At 40.9% G+C, this 22,333-nt stretch carries 23 protein-coding genes; 8 read left to right on the plus strand and 15 right to left on the minus strand.

Going from position 1 to position 22,333, the window contains the following annotated elements:
- Positions 1–8 precede the first annotated feature (8 nt).
- From holA to POD11_RS09410, 4 genes are all read left to right on the plus strand, one after another.
- Positions 9–998: a DNA polymerase III subunit delta gene (gene holA, locus POD11_RS09395; protein ID WP_016142216.1), complete on the plus strand. Its 990-nt coding sequence runs from the start codon at positions 9–11 to the stop codon at positions 996–998.
- Positions 999–1,104: 106 nt separating this feature from the next.
- Positions 1,105–2,442, plus strand: a complete 1,338-nt coding sequence (locus tag POD11_RS09400) for a MacA family efflux pump subunit (RefSeq protein ID WP_224992286.1) — start codon at positions 1,105–1,107, stop codon at positions 2,440–2,442.
- A gap of 2 nt (positions 2,443–2,444) precedes the next feature.
- Complete coding sequence (locus POD11_RS09405) at positions 2,445–4,439, plus strand: MacB family efflux pump subunit (RefSeq protein WP_262457037.1); 1,995 nt, start codon at positions 2,445–2,447, stop codon at positions 4,437–4,439.
- Positions 4,440–4,461: 22 nt separating this feature from the next.
- On the plus strand, positions 4,462–5,856 hold the full coding sequence (locus POD11_RS09410; RefSeq protein WP_262457129.1) for an efflux transporter outer membrane subunit: 1,395 nt from the start codon (positions 4,462–4,464) through the stop codon (positions 5,854–5,856).
- Between the two features lie 68 nt (positions 5,857–5,924).
- On the opposite strand, the gene POD11_RS09415 is transcribed toward POD11_RS09410, so the two are convergent.
- From POD11_RS09415 to orn, 3 genes are all read right to left on the minus strand, one after another.
- On the minus strand, positions 5,925–6,728 hold the full coding sequence (locus tag POD11_RS09415) for an enoyl-ACP reductase FabI (protein WP_031944198.1): 804 nt from the start codon (positions 6,726–6,728) through the stop codon (positions 5,925–5,927).
- Positions 6,729–6,864: 136 nt separating this feature from the next.
- A complete protein-coding gene (locus tag POD11_RS09420) occupies positions 6,865–7,596 on the minus strand; it encodes a Bax inhibitor-1/YccA family protein (protein WP_004794670.1) in 732 nt (243 codons plus the stop codon).
- 154 nt (positions 7,597–7,750) lie between these two features.
- Positions 7,751–8,317, minus strand: a complete 567-nt coding sequence (orn, locus tag POD11_RS09425; protein ID WP_000099436.1) for an oligoribonuclease — start codon at positions 8,315–8,317, stop codon at positions 7,751–7,753.
- A 125-nt stretch (positions 8,318–8,442) separates the two neighbouring features.
- Here orn and rsgA point away from each other — a divergent pair, with 125 nt between their 5' ends.
- From rsgA to secB, 4 genes are all read left to right on the plus strand, one after another.
- Entirely contained in the window at positions 8,443–9,504 is a 1,062-nt protein-coding gene (gene rsgA / locus POD11_RS09430; RefSeq protein WP_016142221.1) for a ribosome small subunit-dependent GTPase A, read from the plus strand.
- Between the two features lie 97 nt (positions 9,505–9,601).
- Complete coding sequence (locus tag POD11_RS09435; protein WP_016142222.1) at positions 9,602–10,018, plus strand: rhodanese-like domain-containing protein; 417 nt, start codon at positions 9,602–9,604, stop codon at positions 10,016–10,018.
- An 11-nt stretch (positions 10,019–10,029) separates the two neighbouring features.
- Positions 10,030–10,287 (plus strand): glutaredoxin 3, encoded by a 258-nt coding sequence (gene grxC / locus POD11_RS09440; protein WP_002114715.1) that lies wholly within the window; start codon positions 10,030–10,032, stop codon positions 10,285–10,287.
- 27 nt (positions 10,288–10,314) lie between these two features.
- Positions 10,315–10,773, plus strand: coding sequence for a protein-export chaperone SecB (gene secB, locus POD11_RS09445; RefSeq protein ID WP_002115005.1), 459 nt, complete (start codon positions 10,315–10,317; stop codon positions 10,771–10,773).
- Positions 10,774–10,841: 68 nt separating this feature from the next.
- Here the strand turns inward: secB and POD11_RS09450 are convergent, their stop codons facing one another.
- From POD11_RS09450 to POD11_RS09505, 12 genes are read right to left on the minus strand one after another with little or no spacing between them, the layout of a single operon-like run.
- The gene (locus tag POD11_RS09450; RefSeq protein WP_262457038.1) at positions 10,842–11,498 is read right to left on the minus strand and encodes a 4'-phosphopantetheinyl transferase family protein; all 657 of its coding nucleotides are present in this window, start codon (positions 11,496–11,498) and stop codon (positions 10,842–10,844) included.
- 23 nt (positions 11,499–11,521) lie between these two features.
- Complete coding sequence (locus tag POD11_RS09455; protein WP_262457039.1) at positions 11,522–11,956, minus strand: excinuclease; 435 nt, start codon at positions 11,954–11,956, stop codon at positions 11,522–11,524.
- Positions 11,957–11,967: 11 nt separating this feature from the next.
- Entirely contained in the window at positions 11,968–13,194 is a 1,227-nt protein-coding gene (locus POD11_RS09460; protein WP_016142224.1) for a beta-ketoacyl-ACP synthase, read from the minus strand.
- Positions 13,194–13,919, minus strand: coding sequence for a 3-ketoacyl-ACP reductase FabG2 (locus tag POD11_RS09465; RefSeq protein WP_014208360.1), 726 nt, complete (start codon positions 13,917–13,919; stop codon positions 13,194–13,196). The genes POD11_RS09460 and POD11_RS09465 overlap by 1 nt, the downstream gene beginning before the upstream one ends.
- A gap of 23 nt (positions 13,920–13,942) precedes the next feature.
- The gene (locus tag POD11_RS09470) at positions 13,943–14,368 is read right to left on the minus strand and encodes an ApeP family dehydratase (protein ID WP_262457040.1); all 426 of its coding nucleotides are present in this window, start codon (positions 14,366–14,368) and stop codon (positions 13,943–13,945) included.
- The gene (locus POD11_RS09475; protein WP_262457041.1) at positions 14,365–15,570 is read right to left on the minus strand and encodes a beta-ketoacyl-[acyl-carrier-protein] synthase family protein; all 1,206 of its coding nucleotides are present in this window, start codon (positions 15,568–15,570) and stop codon (positions 14,365–14,367) included. Before POD11_RS09475 ends, POD11_RS09470 begins: the two co-directional genes overlap by 4 nt.
- On the minus strand, positions 15,567–16,112 hold the full coding sequence (locus POD11_RS09480) for a DUF3261 domain-containing protein (protein ID WP_262457042.1): 546 nt from the start codon (positions 16,110–16,112) through the stop codon (positions 15,567–15,569). The genes POD11_RS09475 and POD11_RS09480 overlap by 4 nt, the downstream gene beginning before the upstream one ends.
- Positions 16,113–16,114: 2 nt before the next feature.
- Complete coding sequence (locus POD11_RS09485; protein ID WP_262457043.1) at positions 16,115–17,410, minus strand: NAD(P)/FAD-dependent oxidoreductase; 1,296 nt, start codon at positions 17,408–17,410, stop codon at positions 16,115–16,117.
- A 29-nt stretch (positions 17,411–17,439) separates the two neighbouring features.
- On the minus strand, positions 17,440–19,755 hold the full coding sequence (locus tag POD11_RS09490; protein ID WP_262457044.1) for an MMPL family transporter: 2,316 nt from the start codon (positions 19,753–19,755) through the stop codon (positions 17,440–17,442).
- On the minus strand, positions 19,730–20,359 hold the full coding sequence (locus tag POD11_RS09495; RefSeq protein WP_262457045.1) for a LolA family protein: 630 nt from the start codon (positions 20,357–20,359) through the stop codon (positions 19,730–19,732). The genes POD11_RS09490 and POD11_RS09495 overlap by 26 nt, the downstream gene beginning before the upstream one ends.
- A complete protein-coding gene (locus POD11_RS09500) occupies positions 20,359–20,787 on the minus strand; it encodes an acyl-CoA thioesterase (RefSeq protein ID WP_000542808.1) in 429 nt (142 codons plus the stop codon). The genes POD11_RS09495 and POD11_RS09500 overlap by 1 nt, the downstream gene beginning before the upstream one ends.
- A 9-nt stretch (positions 20,788–20,796) precedes the next feature.
- On the minus strand, positions 20,797–22,332 hold the full coding sequence (locus POD11_RS09505; protein WP_262457046.1) for an HAL/PAL/TAL family ammonia-lyase: 1,536 nt from the start codon (positions 22,330–22,332) through the stop codon (positions 20,797–20,799).
- Position 22,333 lies beyond the last annotated feature (1 nt).

Below are 22,333 nucleotides of genomic sequence, written 5' to 3' on the forward strand. Positions count from 1 at the left end.
TACCAGCAATGAAAATTGACTATTTACAAGCCTTAAAACGCATTCCGGAAGCACGGGGTGCGTGGATTTTACACGGCCAAGAACCTTTGCTGGAACAAAATTTATTAGATGCTTTTCGTAAAAGTTGGCAACAACAAGAAGTTGAAAGACAACGCTATGATATTAGTAGCGTGAGCGACTGGAAAAATGTTTTTAATGCACTTAACAGCTTATCTTTATTTTCTCAGCAGCTCGCAATTGAAGTACATGGCAATATAAAACCTGATGCAAATGGATTAAAACAACTTAAAAGTTATATCCAGCATAATGAAACTAACCTACTTTTAATTGTTTTACCTAAGCAAGATAGTAGTAGTTTAAAGTCTGCTTTTTTCCAAGTTGTTGAAGCAAATGGTGTTGTCGTTGCCCTAACCGCAAACTATCCGCAAGACCGTCAAAGAATTTTATCTGTTGAAGCAGAAAAACTTGAAATTCAACTCGACAATGACGCTTGGCAATGGCTCATGCAACATCACGAGCACAATTTGCTTGCAGCTAAAAATAGCTTGATGCGTGTAAGAGACACTTTTCCAGACCAACAACTGATTCAAATTGAACAGTTATATGCTTGTCTACAAGATCAATCTCGTTACACCACTTACGATTTAAGCGATGCCTTATTGGAAGGTAATCTCGCTCAATCCATTAAAATTTTTCAATATTTAATTGCTGCTGGCGAACCAGAAAGTCTGATTTTATGGACGTTAAGTAAAGAAATGCGTTTATTGATGCAATTATTTGAGCAGCCCCATAATGCCTTACAACTTGGCATCTGGAAAACCAAAGTCAGTTTATATCAACAAGCGTTAAGAAGATTAAATCCTCAACAATTTTTAGGCTGGTCTACCCTTCTATTACAAATTGATGCGGCAATTAAAGGTATGTCGAACGAAAATGCCCAACATTTAATGCAGCAAGCGATTGCTGAATTATGTGGAAAAACATTATTTATACAGTAATTCGGCCGAATCATTTTTTTCATTCTTGAATTATCATAAAAATTCACGTTTTATCCTCATTTCGCTTTTATACTCAATTAAATTTTAAACTTTTCGACCTCTCACCATGCCAAAAATAAAGCCAATCAAACTCGTAATTATCATCGTCTGTATAGCAATTATTGCTGTATTAGCTTGGAAATTTTTAAAACCTAAACAGCAACAGCCTCAATATATTACTGCTGAGGTGACGCGTGGGGATATTGAGAATAATGTCCTTGCGACAGGTACACTTGATGCAACCAAACTCATTAGCGTAGGTGCACAGGTATCTGGTCAGGTTAAAAAGATGTATGTACAGTTGGGTGATCAAGTTAAGCAAGGTCAACTTATTGCACAAATTGACTCAACAACCCAAGAAAACAGTCTAAAAACCTCTGATGCAAACATTAAAAATTTAGAAGCACAGCGTCTTCAACAAGTTGCATCTTTAAATGAGAAACAACTTGAATACCGCCGTCAGCAACAAATGTATGCGCAAGATGCAACGCCGCGTGCAGATTTAGAATCGGCTGAGGCAAGCTATAAAACAGCTCAGGCGCAAATTAAAGCATTAGATGCACAAATCGAATCTGCCAAAGTGACAAAATCTACGGCTCAAACCAATATTGGTTATACACGTATTGTTGCTCCAACTGATGGAACGGTAGTCGCGATTGTGACCGAAGAAGGCCAAACCGTAAACGCAAACCAAAGTGCACCGACCATCGTTAAAATTGCAAAACTACAAAACATGACGATTAAGGCACAAGTCAGTGAAGCTGACATTATGAAAGTTGAAAAAGGACAACAGGTCTACTTTACAACTCTAGGCGATGACACCAAACGCTATGCAACATTACGCCAGATTGAGCCTGCTCCTGACTCAATTTCGAGCGAATCAACAAGTAATACAAGTTCAACGACCAGTTCGGCTGTCTACTATAATGCCTTATTCGATGTGCCAAATACCGATGGTAAACTGCGTATTGATATGACTGCACAAGTTTATATCGTATTAAATTCAGCTAAAAATGCTTTATTGGTTCCATCTTCTGCTTTAAGTAGTAAACAATTTTCTGGTCAAAGAAAATCAGGTCAGTCATCTGAGAAAGCAAGTTCTACCCCAAGTACAGAACGCAAACATCAAGGTAATGGTGCTCGTTTAGAACGCTTAAATTTAACTGCTGAACAAAAACAACTGGTTGAACAAGGTAAAGCAACGCTAAGCGTAGTACGTATTTTACAAGCAGATGGTACAACCAAACCGACTCAAATTTTGGTGGGTATTAATAACCGTGTAAATGCGCAAGTTCTTGCTGGATTAAAACAAGGTGACCAAGTTGTAATTGCAGATAGTTCAGATACTTCTGCTGCGTCTGCAAATAGTGGTAATAACCGTCGCCGTGGCCCAATGGGAATGTAAGCATGACAAAACAAGCTTTGCTTGAAGTCAGCAATCTGGTCCGGGAATTCCCTGCTGGCGAAAGCACGATACAAATTTTAAAAGGCATTGACCTAACTATCTATGAAGGTGAACTGGTTGCCATTGTTGGCCAGTCTGGTTCTGGTAAATCGACCCTCATGAATATTTTGGGTTGTTTGGACCGACCTACGAGTGGTAGTTATAAGGTTAATGGGCAAGAAACGGGTAAACTTGAGCCTGATCAGCTCGCTCGACTACGCCGTGAATATTTTGGTTTTATTTTCCAGCGCTACCATTTACTTGGTGACTTATCTGCTGAAGGTAACGTTGAAGTTCCCGCTGTTTATGCAGGGGTTACCCCTTCTGAACGTAAACAACGCGCCACAGCTCTACTGACCGAATTAGGTTTAGGTACTAAAACACTCAATAGGCCAAGCCAACTTTCTGGTGGTCAGCAGCAACGTGTGTCTATTGCCCGTGCACTCATGAATGGCGGTGACGTTATTCTGGCAGATGAACCGACAGGAGCACTCGACTCTCATAGTGGTGTTGAGGTGATGCGTATTTTGCGTGAACTCAATGCCGCAGGTCACACTATTATTTTAGTCACTCATGATATGCAAGTTGCAAAAAATGCGACTCGTATTATCGAGATTAGTGACGGAGAAATTATTAGTGACCGTCCTAACGTTCCAGATCAAGCAGCCGAACCGATCAAATCTGATCCTGATGCCGCTCCTGCTTTACAAGGTAAACAGAAGAAAGGCAAAAGTATTTCTGCATGGCGTTCTACTTTAGACCGTTTATCAGAAGCCTTTCAAATGGCTTTACTGTCTATGAATGCCCATCGCATGCGTACTTTTTTAACCATGCTTGGGATCATTATTGGTATTGCGTCTGTTGTTACGGTGGTCGCTTTAGGTAAAGGCTCTCAACAGCAAATTTTAAGCAATATTAGTAGTCTCGGAACAAATACAATTACGGTATTTCAGGGCCGTGGTTTTGGTGACAACTCAAAAACTGCAAGTTTTAAGACTTTGGTTCCTGCCGATGCTGATGCGTTAATGACTCAGCCTTATGTCAGTGCGGTCAGTCCAATGGTCAGTACATCCAAAACTATGCGTTACCAACAAAATGAAGCAAATGCGACCATTAATGGTGTGAGCAACGATTATTTCGATGTAAAAGGTTTGGTCTTTAAAGATGGGCAAACTTTTGACCAACGTAGTGTTCGTGATCGCTCACAAGATGTAGTCATTGATACCAATACTCAAAAACAATTTTTTAGTGACGGTGCCAACCCAATCGGTCAAGTGGTACTGCTCGGTAGTGTACCTGCTCGTATTATTGGTGTGGTAGAACCGCAAACAAGCGGTATGGGCTCAGATGACACTCTAAATGTCTATATGCCTTATACAACCGTAATGAGCCGTATGTTGGGTCAGTCGAATGTCCGTAATATCGTGGTTCGTATTAATGATAAATATTCAACTGCTGCCGCAGAAAATGCCATCGTTAACTTATTAACCCAGCGCCATGGTGCACAAGATATTTTCACCATGAACAGTGACAGTATCCGTCAAACCATTGAGAAAACAACCAGTACAATGACGCTTCTAGTTTCAGCAATTGCCGTAATTTCATTGGTTGTTGGTGGTATCGGAGTCATGAATATTATGTTGGTTTCAGTGACTGAACGTACTCAGGAAATTGGTGTACGTATGGCCGTAGGTGCTCGTCAAAGTGATATTTTGCAGCAATTCCTGATTGAAGCAATTTTGGTATGTTTAATTGGTGGTGTGCTTGGCGTCTTACTGTCGCTTGGCCTTGGGCAACTTATTAATAAATTTGCTGGCGGTAACTTTAGCGTGGCTTATTCAAGCACTTCTATTATTGCAGCATTTGTCTGTTCAACACTGATTGGTGTCGTATTCGGTTTCTTGCCTGCCAAGAATGCTGCGAAACTTGACCCTGTTGCCGCACTATCTCGAGAATAAGGAAAATTGCATGTCTTTCTCTATGGCTAAACTCAGCACAGCACTTCTTCTCACAGGTTCTCTTGTAGGATGTGCAGCTGTAGTAAAAACACCTTATGAAGCGCCTGCGGTACAAGTTCCGGGTAGCTTTCAATATGACACAGCAAAAGCAAAAACCATGTCTGCCGATCAATACTCTGATCGTTGGTGGACCCTTTTTAACGATGCGCAGCTCAATCAGCTTGTGAGCAATGTATTAGAACGTAACAGTGATTTAGCAGTTGCAGGTATTGCCTTAAAGCAAGCTCGTTTACAAGCTGATCTAACTGCTAATAAGCAAGGCTTACGCACCAGCTCTAGTGTTTCTACAGGACATTCTTTCGATTTAAATTCGGGAGATGACAGTGCTAAAGGTCTTTCAATGAGCGCTGGAGTAAGCTATGAGCTTGATTTATTTGGCAAGCTTGCACACCAAACCGAAGCAAGTAAATGGGAAGCTTTAGCAACCGAACAAGACTTACAAGCTACTGGACAAAGCTTAATTGCAACCACTGCCAAACTCTATTGGCAACTGGGTTATTTAAATGAACGTTATGCGACTGCTCAGCAAAGCCTCGCAACTTCTCAAAAGCTTTATGACTTGGTTCAGATTCAATATAAAGCTGGTGCCGTTTCAGGTGTAGATCTGACTCAAGCAGAACAATCAGTGCAAAGCCAAAAAGCAAGCTTAAGCCAAATTGAACAACAACTAGTTGAAACACGCACAGCCATCGCAGTGTTATTACATGAACCATTGCAACAACTCAACATTCAAGAGCCAAAGCGTTTACCACGCACTGCTCTACCTGCAATTGGGGCTGGCTTACCTGCCGATATTTTATCGCGCCGCCCTGATTTGCAAGCAAGTGAGCTACGCTTAAGAAAAGCATTAGCAACTAAAGATGCAACCAAAGCAAGCTACTACCCTTCGATTAGCTTAACCAGCAGTTTGGGCTCAAGCAGCACATCGTTAACAGAGTTATTACGTAACCCTGCCCTAACTTTAGGTGCAAGTTTAAGCTTACCGTTTTTGCAATATAACGATATGAAAAAAGATATCGCGATTAGCAATCTGGATTATGAAAAAGCGATTATTCAATATCGTCAAACGCTTTATCAGGCTTTTGCTGATGTAGAAAATGCTTTATCGAGTCGTACAGAACTCGACAAGCAAGTAGCATTACAAGAACGTAATGTTGAACTTGCAGAAAAAACCGAACGTTTAACTGAAGTTCGTTACCGTTATGGTGCTGTTGCATTAAAAACACTTCTTGATGCACAGCAAACCACTCGTACTGCACGCTTAAGCCTCGTTGAAACGAAGCAAAGCCAATACAATGCTTATGTCACTCTCATGCAAGCTCTAGGTGGTTCACCTGTGAAAGAACTGCCGCAATAACTTGTACCAATTAAAAAAGCCGTAGTCCTTCAACTACGGCTTTTTTATGGCTGAATAAATTTTAAAACTTATTCATCATCCATCATAGATTGGCTCATACCTACAGTATTGAAACCAGCATCTACATATAGAATTTCACCAGTAATACCTGAAGCCCAAGGTGAGCATAGGAATAACGCTGCGTTACCTACTTCTTCAATCGTTACATTACGCTTTAACGGCGCAACTTTTTCATTGGCATCTAACATTTTACGGAAAGATTTAATACCAGAAGCAGCTAAAGTACGGATTGGACCCGCAGAAATCGCGTTTACACGAATACCATCAACACCTAAGCTTGATGCCAAGTAGCGAACACCAGCTTCTAAAGAAGCTTTTGCCATACCCATTACGTTGTAGTTAGGCATAACGCGCTCAGAACCTTGGTAAGTCAAAGTTAATAAACAACCTTGGCGAGCTTGTAATAAAGGTTTTGCAGCACGTGCCATTGCAACAAAGCTGTATGCGCTGATGTCATGAGCAACTTTAAAACCTTCACGGTCAGTCACGTCAGTGAAGTCACCATCAAGCGTGTGTGCAGGTGCAAAGCCGATTGAGTGCACAACACCGTCTACACCGTCCCAATGTTTTGCAAGTTCTGCAAATGCATTATCAATTTCAGCATCAACAGCAACATCACATGGAAACACAAGCTTAGAACCGAATTGCTCAGCAAATTCATCCACACGTTTTTTTAATTTTTCGTTTGGATAAGTAAACGCAAGCTCTGCACCTTCACGGTGTAATGCTTGGGCAATACCAAAAGCAATTGATAATTTACTAGCAACGCCTGCAATCAAAAAGCGCTTACCTGCTAAAAGTCCTTGTGTCATGCCGATCTCACTCAAAACAATTTCAAGCATAATGCCAATATTCGGCGGTTTTCGAAATTGCATAATGCATCTTTTTTCAAAAATCGCACGAAAAAAATCGCTCCTGATGAAGAGCGACTTCTAGATGAATTCAATCTTAGTCGTCAGACAATAAGCCAAGTAAACGTAAGAAAGAAATATACATCCACACTAAAGTTGCAAGTAAAGCAATACCACACAACCATTCCATGAATTTTGGGGCACGATACGCTGCATTGGTTTCAATTAAATCAAAATCTAAAATCAGGTTAAGTGAAGCGATTACCGCTACAAATGCAGCAAAACCAATACCTAACCAGTTACTTTCAAAAATATAAGGAACGCTTGAACCAAATGCTAAACGCATAACCATCTGCACAATAAATACAATAAAGATTGCCAAAGATGCAGAAATTACAACTGACTTGAACTTTTCAGTTGCGCGGATAATTTGGAACTTATATAGACCAAACATCACCAAAGTCGTAACGAAAGTCGCTAATAAAGCCTGAAGAGGAACACCGGGGTATTTCAACTGGAAAGTAAAAGAAATACCACCTAAAAAAGCCCCTTCAAATAAGGCATACGGAATTGCCAATGTTGGCGCTGTCGTTGGTTTAAAGGTTGTAATTAAAGCTAAAACCAAACCACCAATTGCACCTACAATTGAAGCCGCGTAAGCAATACCAACATTTGCAGTAAAGGCTGCATAGAAAAATAAAGCGACACCCACCGCAGCAGCAATGACTGTCAACATTACAGATTTTTGAATCGCACCTTGCACAGTCATCGGTTGACTATAGTCACTGACCGTTTCAACACGGGTCAGTATCGGGTTATTACTTTGCATAAATGCTCTCTTTTTATAATAAAAATTTAAAACATCATTTTAAGCAAAATGAATATGAAAGCCAAATCAGGTGATCGGCATTATTGTAACAATCCCCTTTAAATAATAAAAAAGGAGGCAATAGCCTCCCTTTCATATCACTCTGGTAAGGTTATTAATCTTTACCGTCAGTGTTCATGATAAAGAAGTATTCACGGTAATATTTCAACTCAGAAATCGAGTCACGAATATCATCCATTGCCAAATGCGATGCATTCTTTTTCAGACCGCTCATGATTTCAGGGCGCCAGCGTTTTGAAAGTTCTTTTACCGTAGATACATCAAGATTACGATAGTGGAAATACTGCTCTAGTTCAGGCATAAGACGGTGTAAGAAACGGCGGTCCTGACAGATTGAGTTACCGCACATTGGTGAAACTTTTGGATTAACCCATTTTTTTAGGAATTCTAAAGTTTGTAACTCAGCATCACGAGCTGTTAATTTACTGCGTCGAACTCGTTCAATCAGTCCAGACTGCCCATGTTGACGAGTGTTCCATTCATCCATTGCATTTAAAATACGATCAGGTTGATGAATAGCCAAAACTGGACCTTCGGCAAGTACATTTAAATGATCATCTGTAATAATTGTTGCGATTTCAATAATTTGGTCATTATCGGTATCTAATCCGGTCATTTCCAGATCAATCCAAATTAATCGTGTATTTAAAGTACTGCTCATGAATGTACGTTCTAAAATGCCGTAAAAACATCAATAGTAGCAAATTTCTTGCTTCTGCGCTGTAATTCTATAGCTGCTTCATGCTATTTTTGCGGTCTTCAAACAATGGTTTTTTTGGGATATGAATGGCTTTAATTCGTAAGCGTCGTTTAACTGAACAACAGCAACGTCGTATTGAAAAACAGCATAAAACTCGCCAAGAAGAGATCGATACTTCACAGGATCTAGATGGACTCGTTGTACAACACTACGGTCGTCAACTTGAAGTACAAGCCCTCTCTGTACCTGAGCATCACCCAGAAAAACCACAAGTTGCCGAAGGAGAACCAGAACCATTCTGGAAACCGATCGAACTCAATAGTGTTTGGCGCTGTCATACTCGAACTAATCTTGAGTTATTGGTCACTGGCGATCGTGTTAAATGGCAAGCTGACCCAAATACGGGTTTAGGCATTATTACAGCCATTCACCCGCGCACATCTTTACTCACTCGTCCTGACCGCTATCACAAAGTGAAACCAGTGGCTGCAAACATCAGTTTGATTGTAATTGTATTTTCACCACTGCCTGAACCAGCTCCAACGCTAATTGATCGATATTTAGTGGCTTGTGCAGACGCTAATATTCCTGCTCTTTTAGTCCTCAATAAATCTGACCTATTAACTGAAAATGACCCAATTCTCACCCTATTAGAAGAATATAAAACTTTGGGTTATGAGGTGATGATTTGTCAGTCTAAAAAAGGTGATATCTCTGCTTTATCTGAACGTTTAGATGGTGAAACTGTAGCATTTGTAGGGCAATCAGGCGTAGGAAAAAGTTCTTTAATTAACGTGCTCATTCCAGATGCAGAGCAAAAAACTAATGTTATTTCTGAAAACTCTGCACTTGGACAACACACAACAACCTCTACGCGCTTAATCAACTTCGGTAAAAATGGTGCCTTAATTGATTCTCCTGGAATTCGTGAATTTGGGCTTTGGCATCTCGATTTAGAGAAAATTCGTATGGGCTTTCCAGATATTGCAGCGCATTTGGGTTCTTGCCAATTCCGTAATTGCACGCACACTCATGAAAAGAATTGTGGCTTAAAACATGCTGTCGAAGCTGGTGAAATTTTGCCGCGACGTCTAGATAGCTTTTTGCGTTTAATCGACGAGATTCAAGAAGCACAGCAAAAAAACTGATTTTCTGCCCTATTTGCCCTTGAAGTGGTGATTTTGATCACCATCTATATACGCTATACTCTAGGTCAATTTTGTTTTTAATTTTTTTAGGTGACTTGTGGAACGCTGGTTAGAGTTTATGGGGAATCACCCCATTTTGTTTGGTACGCTCGGAGTCTTGATCGTGTTGTTCTTCATTTTTGAAGGTCAACGTAACGGTCGTAAAATTTCTCCACAGTCGCTTGGTATTTTAGTGAAAGCGAAAAATGCGCTTTTAATTGACTTACGCGATAGTAAAGATTTCCGTGAAGGTCATATTAGCGGCAGTCGCAATATTCCGTATAGCCAAATTGCAAGTCATGCTGAAGAATTAAAAGCAAGTGACCGTCCATTGGTATTTATTTGCAACTTGGGGCAAGTTGCTGGAAGTGCTTTGCAAAAAGTTGCTCACCACGATAGCTATCGTCTTGATGGTGGTATCAGTAACTGGAAAGCACAAGGCTTACCTCTTGTTAAAAGCAAACCAAAAGCTTAAGGAGAATTATCATGGCTGCAAACGTCATTGTTTACTCAACTTCTGTATGCCCGTATTGCGTTCGTGCTAAACAGTTACTTGAGCGTAAAGGTGTTGCTTATAAAGAAGTAAATCTTTCTGTTGAAGCACCAGAAGTACGTGTTGAATTAATGCAACGCACAAATCATCGTACTGTCCCACAAATTTTCATTAACGATCAGTTTATCGGTGGTTTTGACCAACTTTATGCTTTAGAGCGTGAAGGTAAACTCGACGAATTATTGGCTTAACATCGCATCCATATTAAGGAAAAAACAATGAGCGAAGAACAACAAGTTCAACCACAATTAGCTTTAGAGCGTATTTATACAAAAGATATTTCTTTTGAGGTTCCTGGGGCGCAGGTTTTCACAAAACAATGGCAACCTGAACTTAATATCAATCTTTCTTCTGCTGCAGAAAAGATTGACCCGACTCACTTTGAAGTTTCTTTAAAAGTTGTGGTACAAGCTGATAACGACAACGAAACAGCGTTCATTGTAGATGTAACTCAATCAGGTATTTTCTTGATCGATAATATTGAAGAAGAGCGTTTACCTTATATTTTAGGCGCATATTGCCCAAATATTTTGTTCCCGTTCTTGCGCGAAGCTGTAAATGATTTAGTCACTAAAGGTAGCTTCCCACAGTTACTTCTTACTCCAATCAACTTTGATGCAGAGTTTGAAGCGAACATGCAACGTGCTCAAGCTGCTGCTGTTGAAGGCCAAGCTTAATTTTAGCTTTTCCTTTTAATAAAAAAACCGCGTAATACGCGGTTTTTTTATGTACGCTATTTCACTTATTAACGATCAAGTGAATGAAGCTGAATAGATGGAAACTGGAAACCTTGGCAAGATAACTCTGAACGCCACGCCACGGTTAACATCATATTGCCAACAATAAAATTCTGATAAGCAAATGTACCATTCAGTGGATGAGAACAGATTCCATCTTGGTCTGTAGGGTGCACTTGAGTATTTAATGTATTTAAATCTAAACGTATGCCTAGTCCTGATGCTTTTAGAACAGCCTCTTTTGTCGTCCAAACTTTAAACCAATATTCTCTATCTTGGTCCAAACTTAGCCACGTTGCATATTCATCGGGATGAAATGCATGTTTTGCTAAAGCGTCTAAACGTACATTTCGATCAAGTTCCTCAACATCTACACCAATATCTTTAACCTGTGCACTCATGGCTAAAGCGTAGAATTGTTGGCTATGTGAGTGATTAAAATGCAAATTATGATTTAACAAATAAGGTTTACCATGTTCATGCTTGGCAAACTCCAATTCCGTTGAATTGATTTGTAGTTTCTCTGCGATCAGTCTATTTCTGACACTCTGTATTTGTTGTTTTTTATAATGATTAAATGTACGGAAGTCGGGGAAATCTTGTTTCGACTTTAAAAGAAGCTGAGATAATGCCTGTGTGTAGACTTCAATTTTACGCTTAGACATTATCTCGACCTTACTTTAAATGATTAGAATTTAACTATATCGCCTTTTAATGCAACACCCGCCATCATGGCACCTTTATAGCAATCGTAAGTTGTGGTACTTGTGGTTTCATTGGCTTTAAAATAGCTCACAATATTGGTCACGGCGTTTGCCCCTTGTGCTTTAGCATTGTTTTGCATTTGGATCAGTGCTGAACGTAAAACCCAGTCACAAGACGTTGCTGCCGACTTACCAAAACCATTGGTCTTTTTATTGGTTACCGCATCTTTTTGAATAATTTTACCGCCAGACTTTGTACCTTTTAAATAAAACTTTACCGAACCATCCAGCGTCCCATCTGCAACAGCACGGTCTACAGCTTCTTTAAAATTTAACTGATGTACTTCATCTCCAGCCTGAACAGTGGCAGTAAAACCCGCACTTAGCATTGCTACAAATAAAAGTTTTTTATTTAACATTGTTGTGTTCCTTATTGTTTAACACGTTTAAAAATAAGCGAAGTATTAATTCCACCAAAAGCAAAGTTATTGCTCATAATAATGTCAGCATCCAAATTTCTCGGCTGCTGAACGATATAATCCAGTTCACCACATAGTGGGTCGATTTCATCTAGATTTAAAGTTGGAATAAAACGGCCACGATTCATCATTTCGATACTTAGCCAAGCTTCAATAGCTCCACACGCCCCCAGCGTATGTCCAAAATAACTCTTTAAAGAGCTGATTGGTTTATAGCCTAAAACTTTTGCAGTAGCTTGACTCTCCGCTACATCCCCCTGATCTGTTGAAGTCCCATGAGCATTTACATAGGCAATGTCTTTAGCTTCTACAGAGGCATCTTTAAGCGCTAATTCCATACAGCGCCCCATCATTTCTGACTCAGGACGAGTGACGTGTTGGCCATCGGTATTGCTACCATAGCCAATCACCTCTGCATAAATATGAGCACCGCGGGCTTTGGCATGCTCATATTCTTCTAAAATTAAACAGCCTGCGCCTTCACCAATCACCAATCCATCTCGTTTAGCATCAAATGGACGCGGTGTTTTTTCTGGTTGGTCATTCATTCCACTGGTCGCGAACAATACATCAAAAACCGCTGCTCCTGCCGCACTGAGTTCCTCTGCCCCACCCGCAATCATGACCTGTTGTTTGCCATATTTAATGGCTTCATAGGCTTGCCCAATCGCCATAGAACCAGAGGTACAGGCGCTTGAGGTAGGTAAAGTTAAGCCTTTAAGACCAAAATATACGGTCATGTTCACGGCACTTGTGTGCGCCATCATACGAATATAAGTAGTTGCATTGATCTTACTCATGCTCTGATGAAGCAACATGCTAGCAAACTCACCCACGGCATCTACACTACCCGCGGAAGAACCAAAGGCAACACCCGCTTCCCCACTAGATAAAATTTCATGTCCAAGCAAACCAGCATTTTGTAAAGCAGTTTCGGCACAAACCACCGACATGAGAGCAACACGGCCCATTCCGCGGGTGACTTTACGGTTAAAATGTTTTGGAATATGAAAAGATTCCACAGGTCCAGCAAGCTTGGTCCGAAGGTCAACATATTGCTCCCACTCGGGCATGTAACGAATACCACTTTTAGCAGCTTCAAATCGCGCAAAGATGTCATCGGCAGTTTCACCTAAAGAGGTAATTCCCGCCATTCCTGTCACAACCACACGCTTCATCAGATGAGTCCTCCATTCACAGAGATCACCTGTCGAGTTACATAAGAGGCTTCATCTGAACATAAGAATTTCACTACGCTCGCCACTTCATCGACCTGTCCCATACGTTGCAATGGAATCATTTTAAGCGCATGTTCTTTAACTTCATCTGTCACCATTTCGGTCTCAATGAGCCCAGGTGCAACACAATTCACTGTAATTTTTCGCTTCGCCAATTCAAGTGCCAAAGCTTTGGTCGCACCAATCAAACCTGCTTTTGCAGCACTGTAGTTGACCTGACCACGGTTCCCCATAATTCCAGACACAGAAGATAAAGTGACAATACGGCCACCTTTGCGTAAATGGATCATTGGCATGATGAGCGGTTTTAAAACATTATAAAAACCATCTAAGGAAGTCGAAATCACTTCATCCCAATCTTGATCGGTGAGTGCAGGGAAAGCTCCATCATGAGTAAGACCTGCATTGAGTACGACCCCATAGAAAGCGCCATGCTGCTCTACATCTTGTTCTAAAATTTGTTGAACCGTCTGGCGTTCATTTACATCAAACATTAAATAATGGCTATTTTGTCCTAAGGCTTGAATCTCTTGGACAACTTGCTCAGCCTCTGCCTGACGCGAACGTGCATGTACAGTCACATCAAAACCAGCCTTTGCGAGTTGTAATGCAATCGCCTTCCCAATTCCTCGACTTGAACCCGTTACTAAAATTCGTCTTGTCACACTATATTCCTAATTCTTTGTGGTTATTCAAATGGTGTTTCTGTAGGTTCAAATACACTTAACATTGCCTGAATGCGGTGTTCAGCATATTGAATTTCACAGGAAAATTGCCCAAGTCCTTCATGAAAATATTGTTGCTCTATTTGAATGATCAATCGTGAACCCAAGGCGAAATAAGGGATCGGTAAATGTAATTTACGCGTTCCCAATAAAAAACCGACTTTTGGCGCTTGTTTTGACTGCTTACCTTGCCAGCCTGAATAAGCACTAATCGTTTGTGCCATAATTTCAATACTTGCCCATGTCGGCAAACCTTCTGCTTCACAAAACATCAGCTCTGGCGTAATCGTGAGTTCTGCTTGCGCCCGCCCTTCTGCAACCTCAGTTAAATGGTCGATAAATACCATCGGCTGTTCATGAGGAATATATTGAATTGCATCCAGTTTCATTCGGGTTTCACTCCAAAAACAAGACTAATATTACTTCCCCCAAAAGCAAAAGAATTACTCATGACATAGCGAATGGGCTGTGTTAACTCTGCTTCTTGCACATAGTTTTGGTCCGCCAAATCCGGATCAACCTCAACATTTTGATGTAAAGGCAACCAACTTTGATCTTTTAGAATCTGTTCACAAATAAAAGCTTCTATGGCACCTGCTGCTCCGAGACAATGTCCAGTTTTATGCTTGGTACTACTTAAAGCCACTGGGTAATCACCAAAAACTTGTCGTACAGCCTTAATTTCCATTGCGTCATTTTGTGGAGTTGCTGTTCCGTGCAAGTTGATATAACCCACCTCTTGAGCGGAAATATGTGCCATATCTAATGCACGTTGCATAGCTAAAGCTGCACCTTTGCCTTCAGGATGGGGAGCCGAAATATGCCATGCATCCATAGATTCACCCGCCCCCATTAACATGACAGGCGCTTGTTCTTTACTTAGTACAAAAAACGCAGCAGCTTCACCAATATTAATACCATCACGGTTTACACCGCAGGGTTGGCAAATATGTTCAGATAAACTTTCTAAACTATTAAATCCATTTAGGGTCAACTTGCACAAAGTGTCGACGCCACCCACCAGCACAACATCTGCTAAATCTGCGTGAAGTAATCGCTGCCCTGCGGCTAATGCTTTAGCGCTAGAAGAACAAGCAGTTGAAATCGTGTAGGCAGGTCCTTCCCATCCCAAGTACTGCTGTAATGCTTTCGCTAAACAGCTCATTTCTTGGGGATAATGAGATATCGATAGATCTGTTTGCCCTTGAAAATATTGCTTAAGTAATAATTCATTATCTGCAATACCAGAAGTCGATGTGCCCACTACAATGGCCAAACGTTTATTTTCAAAGGTTGCTGTATAAGCTTTTAACTCTGTTTCAATTTTAGATAATGCGGTTAATGCAAAACGTAGATTACGTGAATCTACAGACTGTAAAGTATCAGGTACGCTCGAACATAATGGATGCGTATATTGCCCCACCCAAACATCACGATCAGCGATTAAATCATTACGCAAACTCAAGGTTTGCTCGGGCTGGTGTAATGCTTGTTTGATTTGATTAAGTTCGCAGCCTAATGCAGATAAACCAACACTAAATTGTATGCCTACTGCCATTGGAGCTGCATTTTCTGAAGGTAGATGTTTCATGGCGTAGAACTTTCTTCTGTCTGCAAGGTGTTCTCAATCGAACTCAGCGTCATGGTATAAGGGACTTGTTCATTAATCAATTCAATGCTTCCTTGCCCTTGTTTAAGCTGCAATACAGGCTGCTTTTCAATATAAACAACCTGCTTGTCTGCTTGTTGTTTCATCTCTACAGCTTGCTGTCCTAAATGTGAAAACTGAGGATATGTCGCAAACAAAAGGTCACGCACCACAAACTCAAAAGGCAATAAACGCATTTGATCAATACGCTGTTCAACATGAACCCGATGCCCATCAAACTGTAACTTAAATAATTGCTGGCCTGTCAGGCTTAAAGCGACCATATCCAGTACAGCGCCCTTTTGCTGTTGATATAACAAGAAGCTAAAACTTTGCTGCTTCCACTGAACTTCAACCTGATCTTGCCGTTGATAAGTCTGAGCCTGCCATAGAGGACTTTGCAGTCCTTTGGCATGTGGCATGACCTGACAACCATTTAAAAATAAAAAGCTACTGAGTAATATCGTTGCCCATTTGCGTTGCATGGTTATCCCTCAAGTACCTGTTCTTGCGCCAACCCTTCACGACAATATTCTGCCAAAGTAGTAAGTCTACGTTTGGCATTTTTATGAATCGGATTTTTTTCATCCCACGCATAACCAGCCAATAATGAAGAAATCATACGGCGAATACCTTCATTCTGATTTTGTGAGAACACCACATCTTGAAACTCGCCTTCGTACCATGACTCAACATAAGCACGAAATACCTGAATGCCACGGCGTAATGGTTTTTCATATTCTTCTAACCAGTCGACTTGCTCACCTTGTAAAACTCTTTCAACCAAAGGAACAGCCAAACTTGAAGATTTAAGAGCAATCGTTACACCTGATGAAAAGACTGGATCAAGAAACTCACCCGCATTACCTAATAGCGCATAGTTGCGGTCTGCCAAGTGTTTCACATTCGCTGAGTAGCCCACCAAAGTACGTACTGGTGTATCAAACTTTGCACGGCGTAGTACATGTGACAAGCTTGTTTCATCAGTCAAAATACGCTTAAACATTGCCTCAGGTTCGTTATCTTCAGCATTTTCGACCGTGTATTTGTCAAAAAAATCTTGTTCTGCAACGATACCAAAAGAAGCCCGTCCATCTGCAAATGGAATCAGCCAATACCATGCACGATGATCTTTTTCATGAACGGTAATTAAAATTTTATTACGGTCAAATTCAGGATCATCAGTAATTCCATCTTCAATATGAGTAAACAGTGCACGTCGTACCGGAAAATTTGATGGGCTCTCTAAATCTAATAACTTTGGCAAAATTCGCCCAAAGCCACTCGCATCTAACAAGAATTTAGTTTGAATCTGATAACGTTGTTGTTCTGCATCTAACACGGAAAGTAAAGGCTGTTCAGATACAACATCAACATCTAAAACCTCATGTCCAAAGCGTATGTCTGCGCCATAAACTTGAGCCTGCTTTGCTAGCAAATTGTCAAAATCTGCACGGCGAACTTGCCAAGTTGTGCCCGGACCATCGGTAAATTTTTCAGTAAAGTCATAAAAGCTATGCTGTTTGCCGCGTAAAAAAGCTGCTCCATTTTTAAATTGAAAAGCATATTGCTCAACATGCTCACGGACTGTTTCTAATAAACCAGCCTCTTCTAAAAATGCCATAGATTGCGGTAACAATGATTCACCAATCGAAAAACGAGGGAAATACTGTTTTTCAATGACCGTAACGGTATAGCCCTTTTTTCGAAGAAGTGCAGCAGCAGAACTACCTGATGGCCCAGCCCCAATAATCACGACATCAATTTTTTCTATAGTGCTCATAGCACAACTTCCTTTTTAATTTATTCAAATTATGAATGGTCTTGTAAATTTACAATATGTTTTTCATCTGCGGGGGTTAACAAAGTCGCATAGATAAATGAGAAAATAACCCCGAATAAAACCGTTAAACCAAAACAATGAATTGCATAAGTATGGCTAAATGAAAGTAATCCAAAGCCAAGTAAAGTCGACATCATACATAAAAATAATGCCATTCCAACTACTTGCGGGTGATCATGTCCATGTCGGTAGAAAATTGCATAGTCAACGCCAATCCCAATAATCAGGAAAGTCGCCATAATACTAAACAGGTTAATCTCGACACCTAACCATGCCTGAACAGCAAAAGTGCTTAGTAAAGCCAAACTGACTGGCAGGACCAAAGGCACAATCGAACTTAATCCATAAACAAGCGCCAAACCAATCGCCAGACCAATTAAGGCATAAATCAGAAGATGTTGAGCCTGCACTCGATGTTCGGCAAACATTTGCGACATTTCGGTAATCGGTTGCTGAAAATGTATGTGCTCATTCTGAAGCTGCTTTAACACATCAGGCTGTTTTACCCCTGTCACCATCACTAATCGTTCATTAGGTTGAGGTTGTAGAAAAGCTAATGGGTGATCTTTAAATACCGAAAAATCTAATAGTGGTTGTGTCGCTAGTTGCTGTTGCCAATGTAAAACATCATTAACATTTAGCCCCATACTTTGTGCATATTGCAGCAAAGTCGCTTTTGGAATATTTCTTAATAATTGTAGATTATTTTGCTGCGCTGCCAATGGTGGAATCCATTGACCCAGAGCTTGAAATGCACTAATTTTCCCTTGTGATTGTAACTGTTGCAAGTGTCCAATCAGTTGCTGCTCTTGTTGCTGCATTTCATTTGCAGATGCTGCACGCACCACAAAATAATCACTGCTTTGTTGCTGACCAAATTGCTCACGAACCGCTTGGTCCTGCTGTTTTAAGCTCGCGTCCATACCTTGTAAGTTACGAATATCATCGTTACTTTTAAGATAGAAAAGACTCGCCGTACCTATTGCTAAAATAACTGCAATCAAGCCATGACGTATCTTGGTTCGCTGCTGAAACCATAAGCGTGCTTGTCCAATCCACGACAGTGCTTTTATTGCTGGCTGGGCATTGAGTGCAGGTAATCTTGGTAATAGCAGTACACTGCTGATCCACGCCGCAGTTAATCCCACAATTGAAAAGACGGCAATCTGCTTAAACCCAGGAAATGGAGTAAAACTCAAAAAGATGTAAGCAACCAATGTGGTCATTAAACCCATAAACAAACTTGGTAATAGCGGTTTTAAAATTTGAAAACCACCCAGCTTTCTATGCTGCGATTGCATCGCCATAAAATAAAATGAAAAATCGACACAGACACCAATCAGACTCGCACCAAAAACTAATGTCATTAAGTGAATTTCACCAAACACCCAATGTGTGACCGCAAACGCCACAAAGCTTCCAGTCGAAACTGCAATAAACTCGGTCGCCAAAGGTCGCAGTGAGCGAAAGCCGAACCAAACCAGAAAAATTAAGCCCAGTGTCGAGCCAACACCAATGGTTGAGATTTCCTGTTTGGCCGATTGCGTGCCAAAATTTGAAAATAAAATAGTTCCAGTCCAATGAGATTTTAATCCCATTGCAGCTAACTTTTGCTTAGTTTGCTCAATCCAAGTAGATGTCTGTTCTTGATAATCAATATTGTATGGGCTTTGCGTCAACTGTAATACGAAAAGCCGAGAGATACCTTGCTCATGATGAATTGTGGCAAAGCCCTGCTCTATTTCAATATCTTGCTGTGACGGCGTTGCCAACTGCATGGCATAACGAGGGAATAATAATAGCGGATCTTGCTTCAGTGACTCAGCAGTGACAGGCATGCCTGGACTCATCATCTGCATCAGACTTTGTTCAGTCAGCGCAGCATAGTCCTTTTTTTGCAATAAGGCTTGATCTTGAGCACTCAACAAGCCTGCTCGATGTTGATACAACTGTTTTGCAAACTGATCAAAATCTAGCTGTGGTTTGAGTGGCTGCCATAGCGCACTTTGCTTCGCTTGCGCTGTTAAAAAATGAGTCGCTTGTTGTATCGCAGTCTCATCTTTGGCATCTACCACCACAAATACTTTATTGTTAAGTTGCTCATTCATGTACTGCTGAGTACGTGCAAGTTCTGGGTCTTGCTGTACTTTAGGCAACAACGCAAAAATATTGGTTTGAATATGAATATCTTTATTCAACCACGTCATGCCAAGCCCCACTGCAATGAACAGCAGAGCAATTAACCAAAGCGCGGTAAACTTATTTTGCCAGTTGGAAAAGCGCATGCTCAGTAGCCGTTAAAGTCGTCGGTTGAGAAGTCTGGTGACTAAAGCGAATAGTCGTTAAATTATTTGCTTTCTCAGTAATCACGATTTGGTTGACGTACTGGTGACCTTGAGCATCAACACGCACAAATAACTTTTTAAACAAGCTACTTTTCGGGGTTAAGCTCATGCTCCACCCCGCTGGACTATAATTCGCACTTACCACATTAAAATTCTTTGCTAAGGCCTGCTCATTACCAGACATGAGCTGTAAGAATAAAGTCGCGACCGAACTATATGGCGATTGATCAACTTGTATTTGGCTAAATGTACGCTGAGTTTTCTGTACCAATTTGGTTGGGGTAACAATCAAATCTGCTTTTACAGGTCGTTTGATTTGCCACGCTACACCATAAGATTTTGAGAACAACAATGAGCCGTTCGATACAAAAGTTTTATTCAACGATGGCAATTTTTTTTGCTGTTCGAAATCAGCACGAACCGTAGGAGACTGTGACAGTTGCTGAAAAATTTGAGTGATCTGTGTTGGCGCTGCATAGACTGCACTTAAACTGCTCATCCAAACAGCAGCACCTAAACCTAAAGTTTTGATGAATTTAGACATCACGCATTCCTCTTCGGTTGAAACTCAGACCACGCATTCAAACGATCAAACAAAACTTGAGGTGACTGAAAACACATTTCACGGGCTTCAATATTCACCGCCACCTGTGTGGTATAACCTTTGGTTAAACGTTTCCCAGATTCAGCATCAAAAATCAAATAATCAATTTTTAAGCGGTTTTCCCATTCTTTTAAAATGGCTCGAACGCGGATCTTTTGTTCAAACTCAATCCCATATGCATAGCGAACGTGGCTTTCAATCACAGGCCATGCATAGCCTGATTCTTTCATTTGCATATAGTTATAATGAAATTGATCGAGTAATTTACAGCGCGCAATCTCAAAGTATTTTAAATAGTGTCCATGCCAAACCACATTCATGGTATCGACATCATGAAATGGAATTTCAATGATTACATCTGCATGCATTGGCTCACCTTATCCCATAAGTTCTGGTTGATTAAACAATTCAAGTTGGTCTAAACGATCAACAATCTGTTGTAGTTCGGTTTGTAATGGTCGGTCTTCTTCGACAAATGCAAAGCTTTGTAAGGTCCATTGCATAAATGCCTGCAATGTCGGACTGAGCTGTGCCGTTAAACCTTTCAAATGAATCGCCTGCACACTCGCGCAGCACAGCGCTGCAATGACTTGCTGTGTCAAGGTAATCACACGGCTCGCATCACGCGCAGCAATGGTTCCCATACTGACTTTGTCTTGGTTATGACATTCGGTTGAACGTGAAAAAATTGAAGCTGCTAAAGTATTTTTCAAAGCTTCAGCTGTCCATGCTGATACCCCAATTTGTACCGCTTTAAAGCCATGATTCAGTGGTAAACGTTCAGCTGTCGCACCTGTTAAATTACGTGGCAGACCATGATTCATTTTGTGGTCAACCAACTGTGCAATCTGTCTATCCATCAAATCAGCAATATTGGCAATCATAATTTTTAAGCTATCCATTGCTTGTGCAATATGCCCACCGTAAAAATGACCGCCATGCAATACACGCATACCAACAGGATCAATCAATGGGTTATCGTTACTTGAATTCAGCTCATTTTCAATAAACTGACGTAACCATACTTTTGAGTCTTCAAACACACCAATAATATGCGGTGCACAACGAAGCGAATAACGGTCTTGCAAACGCGGACTTTGATGTGCCGTTTGTACTTCACTATTCAGCCATTCACGTAATTGCTTTGCTATTTGCTGTTGCCCTGGATGGGGCTTTTGTGCAAACAGCACTTCATCAAAATGACTAGGATTCCCCTCTAGCGCCAATACATTCAGGGCGGTAATTAAAGTACTTGCGAGTGCAATCTGCTCTGCTTTTTTATAATTCAAACAAGCAATCGCTGTCATCACCGCTGTGCCATTCATGAGCGCCAAACCTTCTTTAGGTCTGAGCGTTAAAGACTGCAACCCTTTTTCAGCATACACCTGAGCAACTGGAACAATTTGTCCATTAACATAGACATCACGCTCACCGACTAATGTTCCCGCAATATAAGACAACGGCGTTAAGTCACCACTTGCTCCGACTGAACCTTCAGATGGAATGACTGGAATTACATTTTCATTTAGCAGCCACGTCAGACGTTCAAGCAAAGTTAAAGACACACCTGAATAACCGCGAGCTAACGAACATAAACGCGTTACGACTACTGCACGTGCGGTGATGACGTCTAAATTTTCACCTAAACCACAACCATGAAAACGAGAAAGATGTAGCGGTAGTTCATTAACCTGATGCAATGGCACTTCAACTAAACATGAGTCCCCATAACCAGTGGTCACACCGTAGATAACCCCTTCTTCTTCAAGGAGCTGATCGAGAAAATCAGCACCTTTTTGAATCAGTTCACGCCACTCAGACGTTTCAGGTAAAGCAACCTGACATTCGCCTCTAGCTACAGAAACGACATCTTCAATACTCAGTGGCTGTTCACCTACGGTTAACACACGCATG

The sequence above is a fragment of the Acinetobacter sp. P1(2023) genome (assembly GCF_028367635.1).
GTDB lineage: Bacteria > Pseudomonadota > Gammaproteobacteria > Pseudomonadales > Moraxellaceae > Acinetobacter > Acinetobacter pittii_E.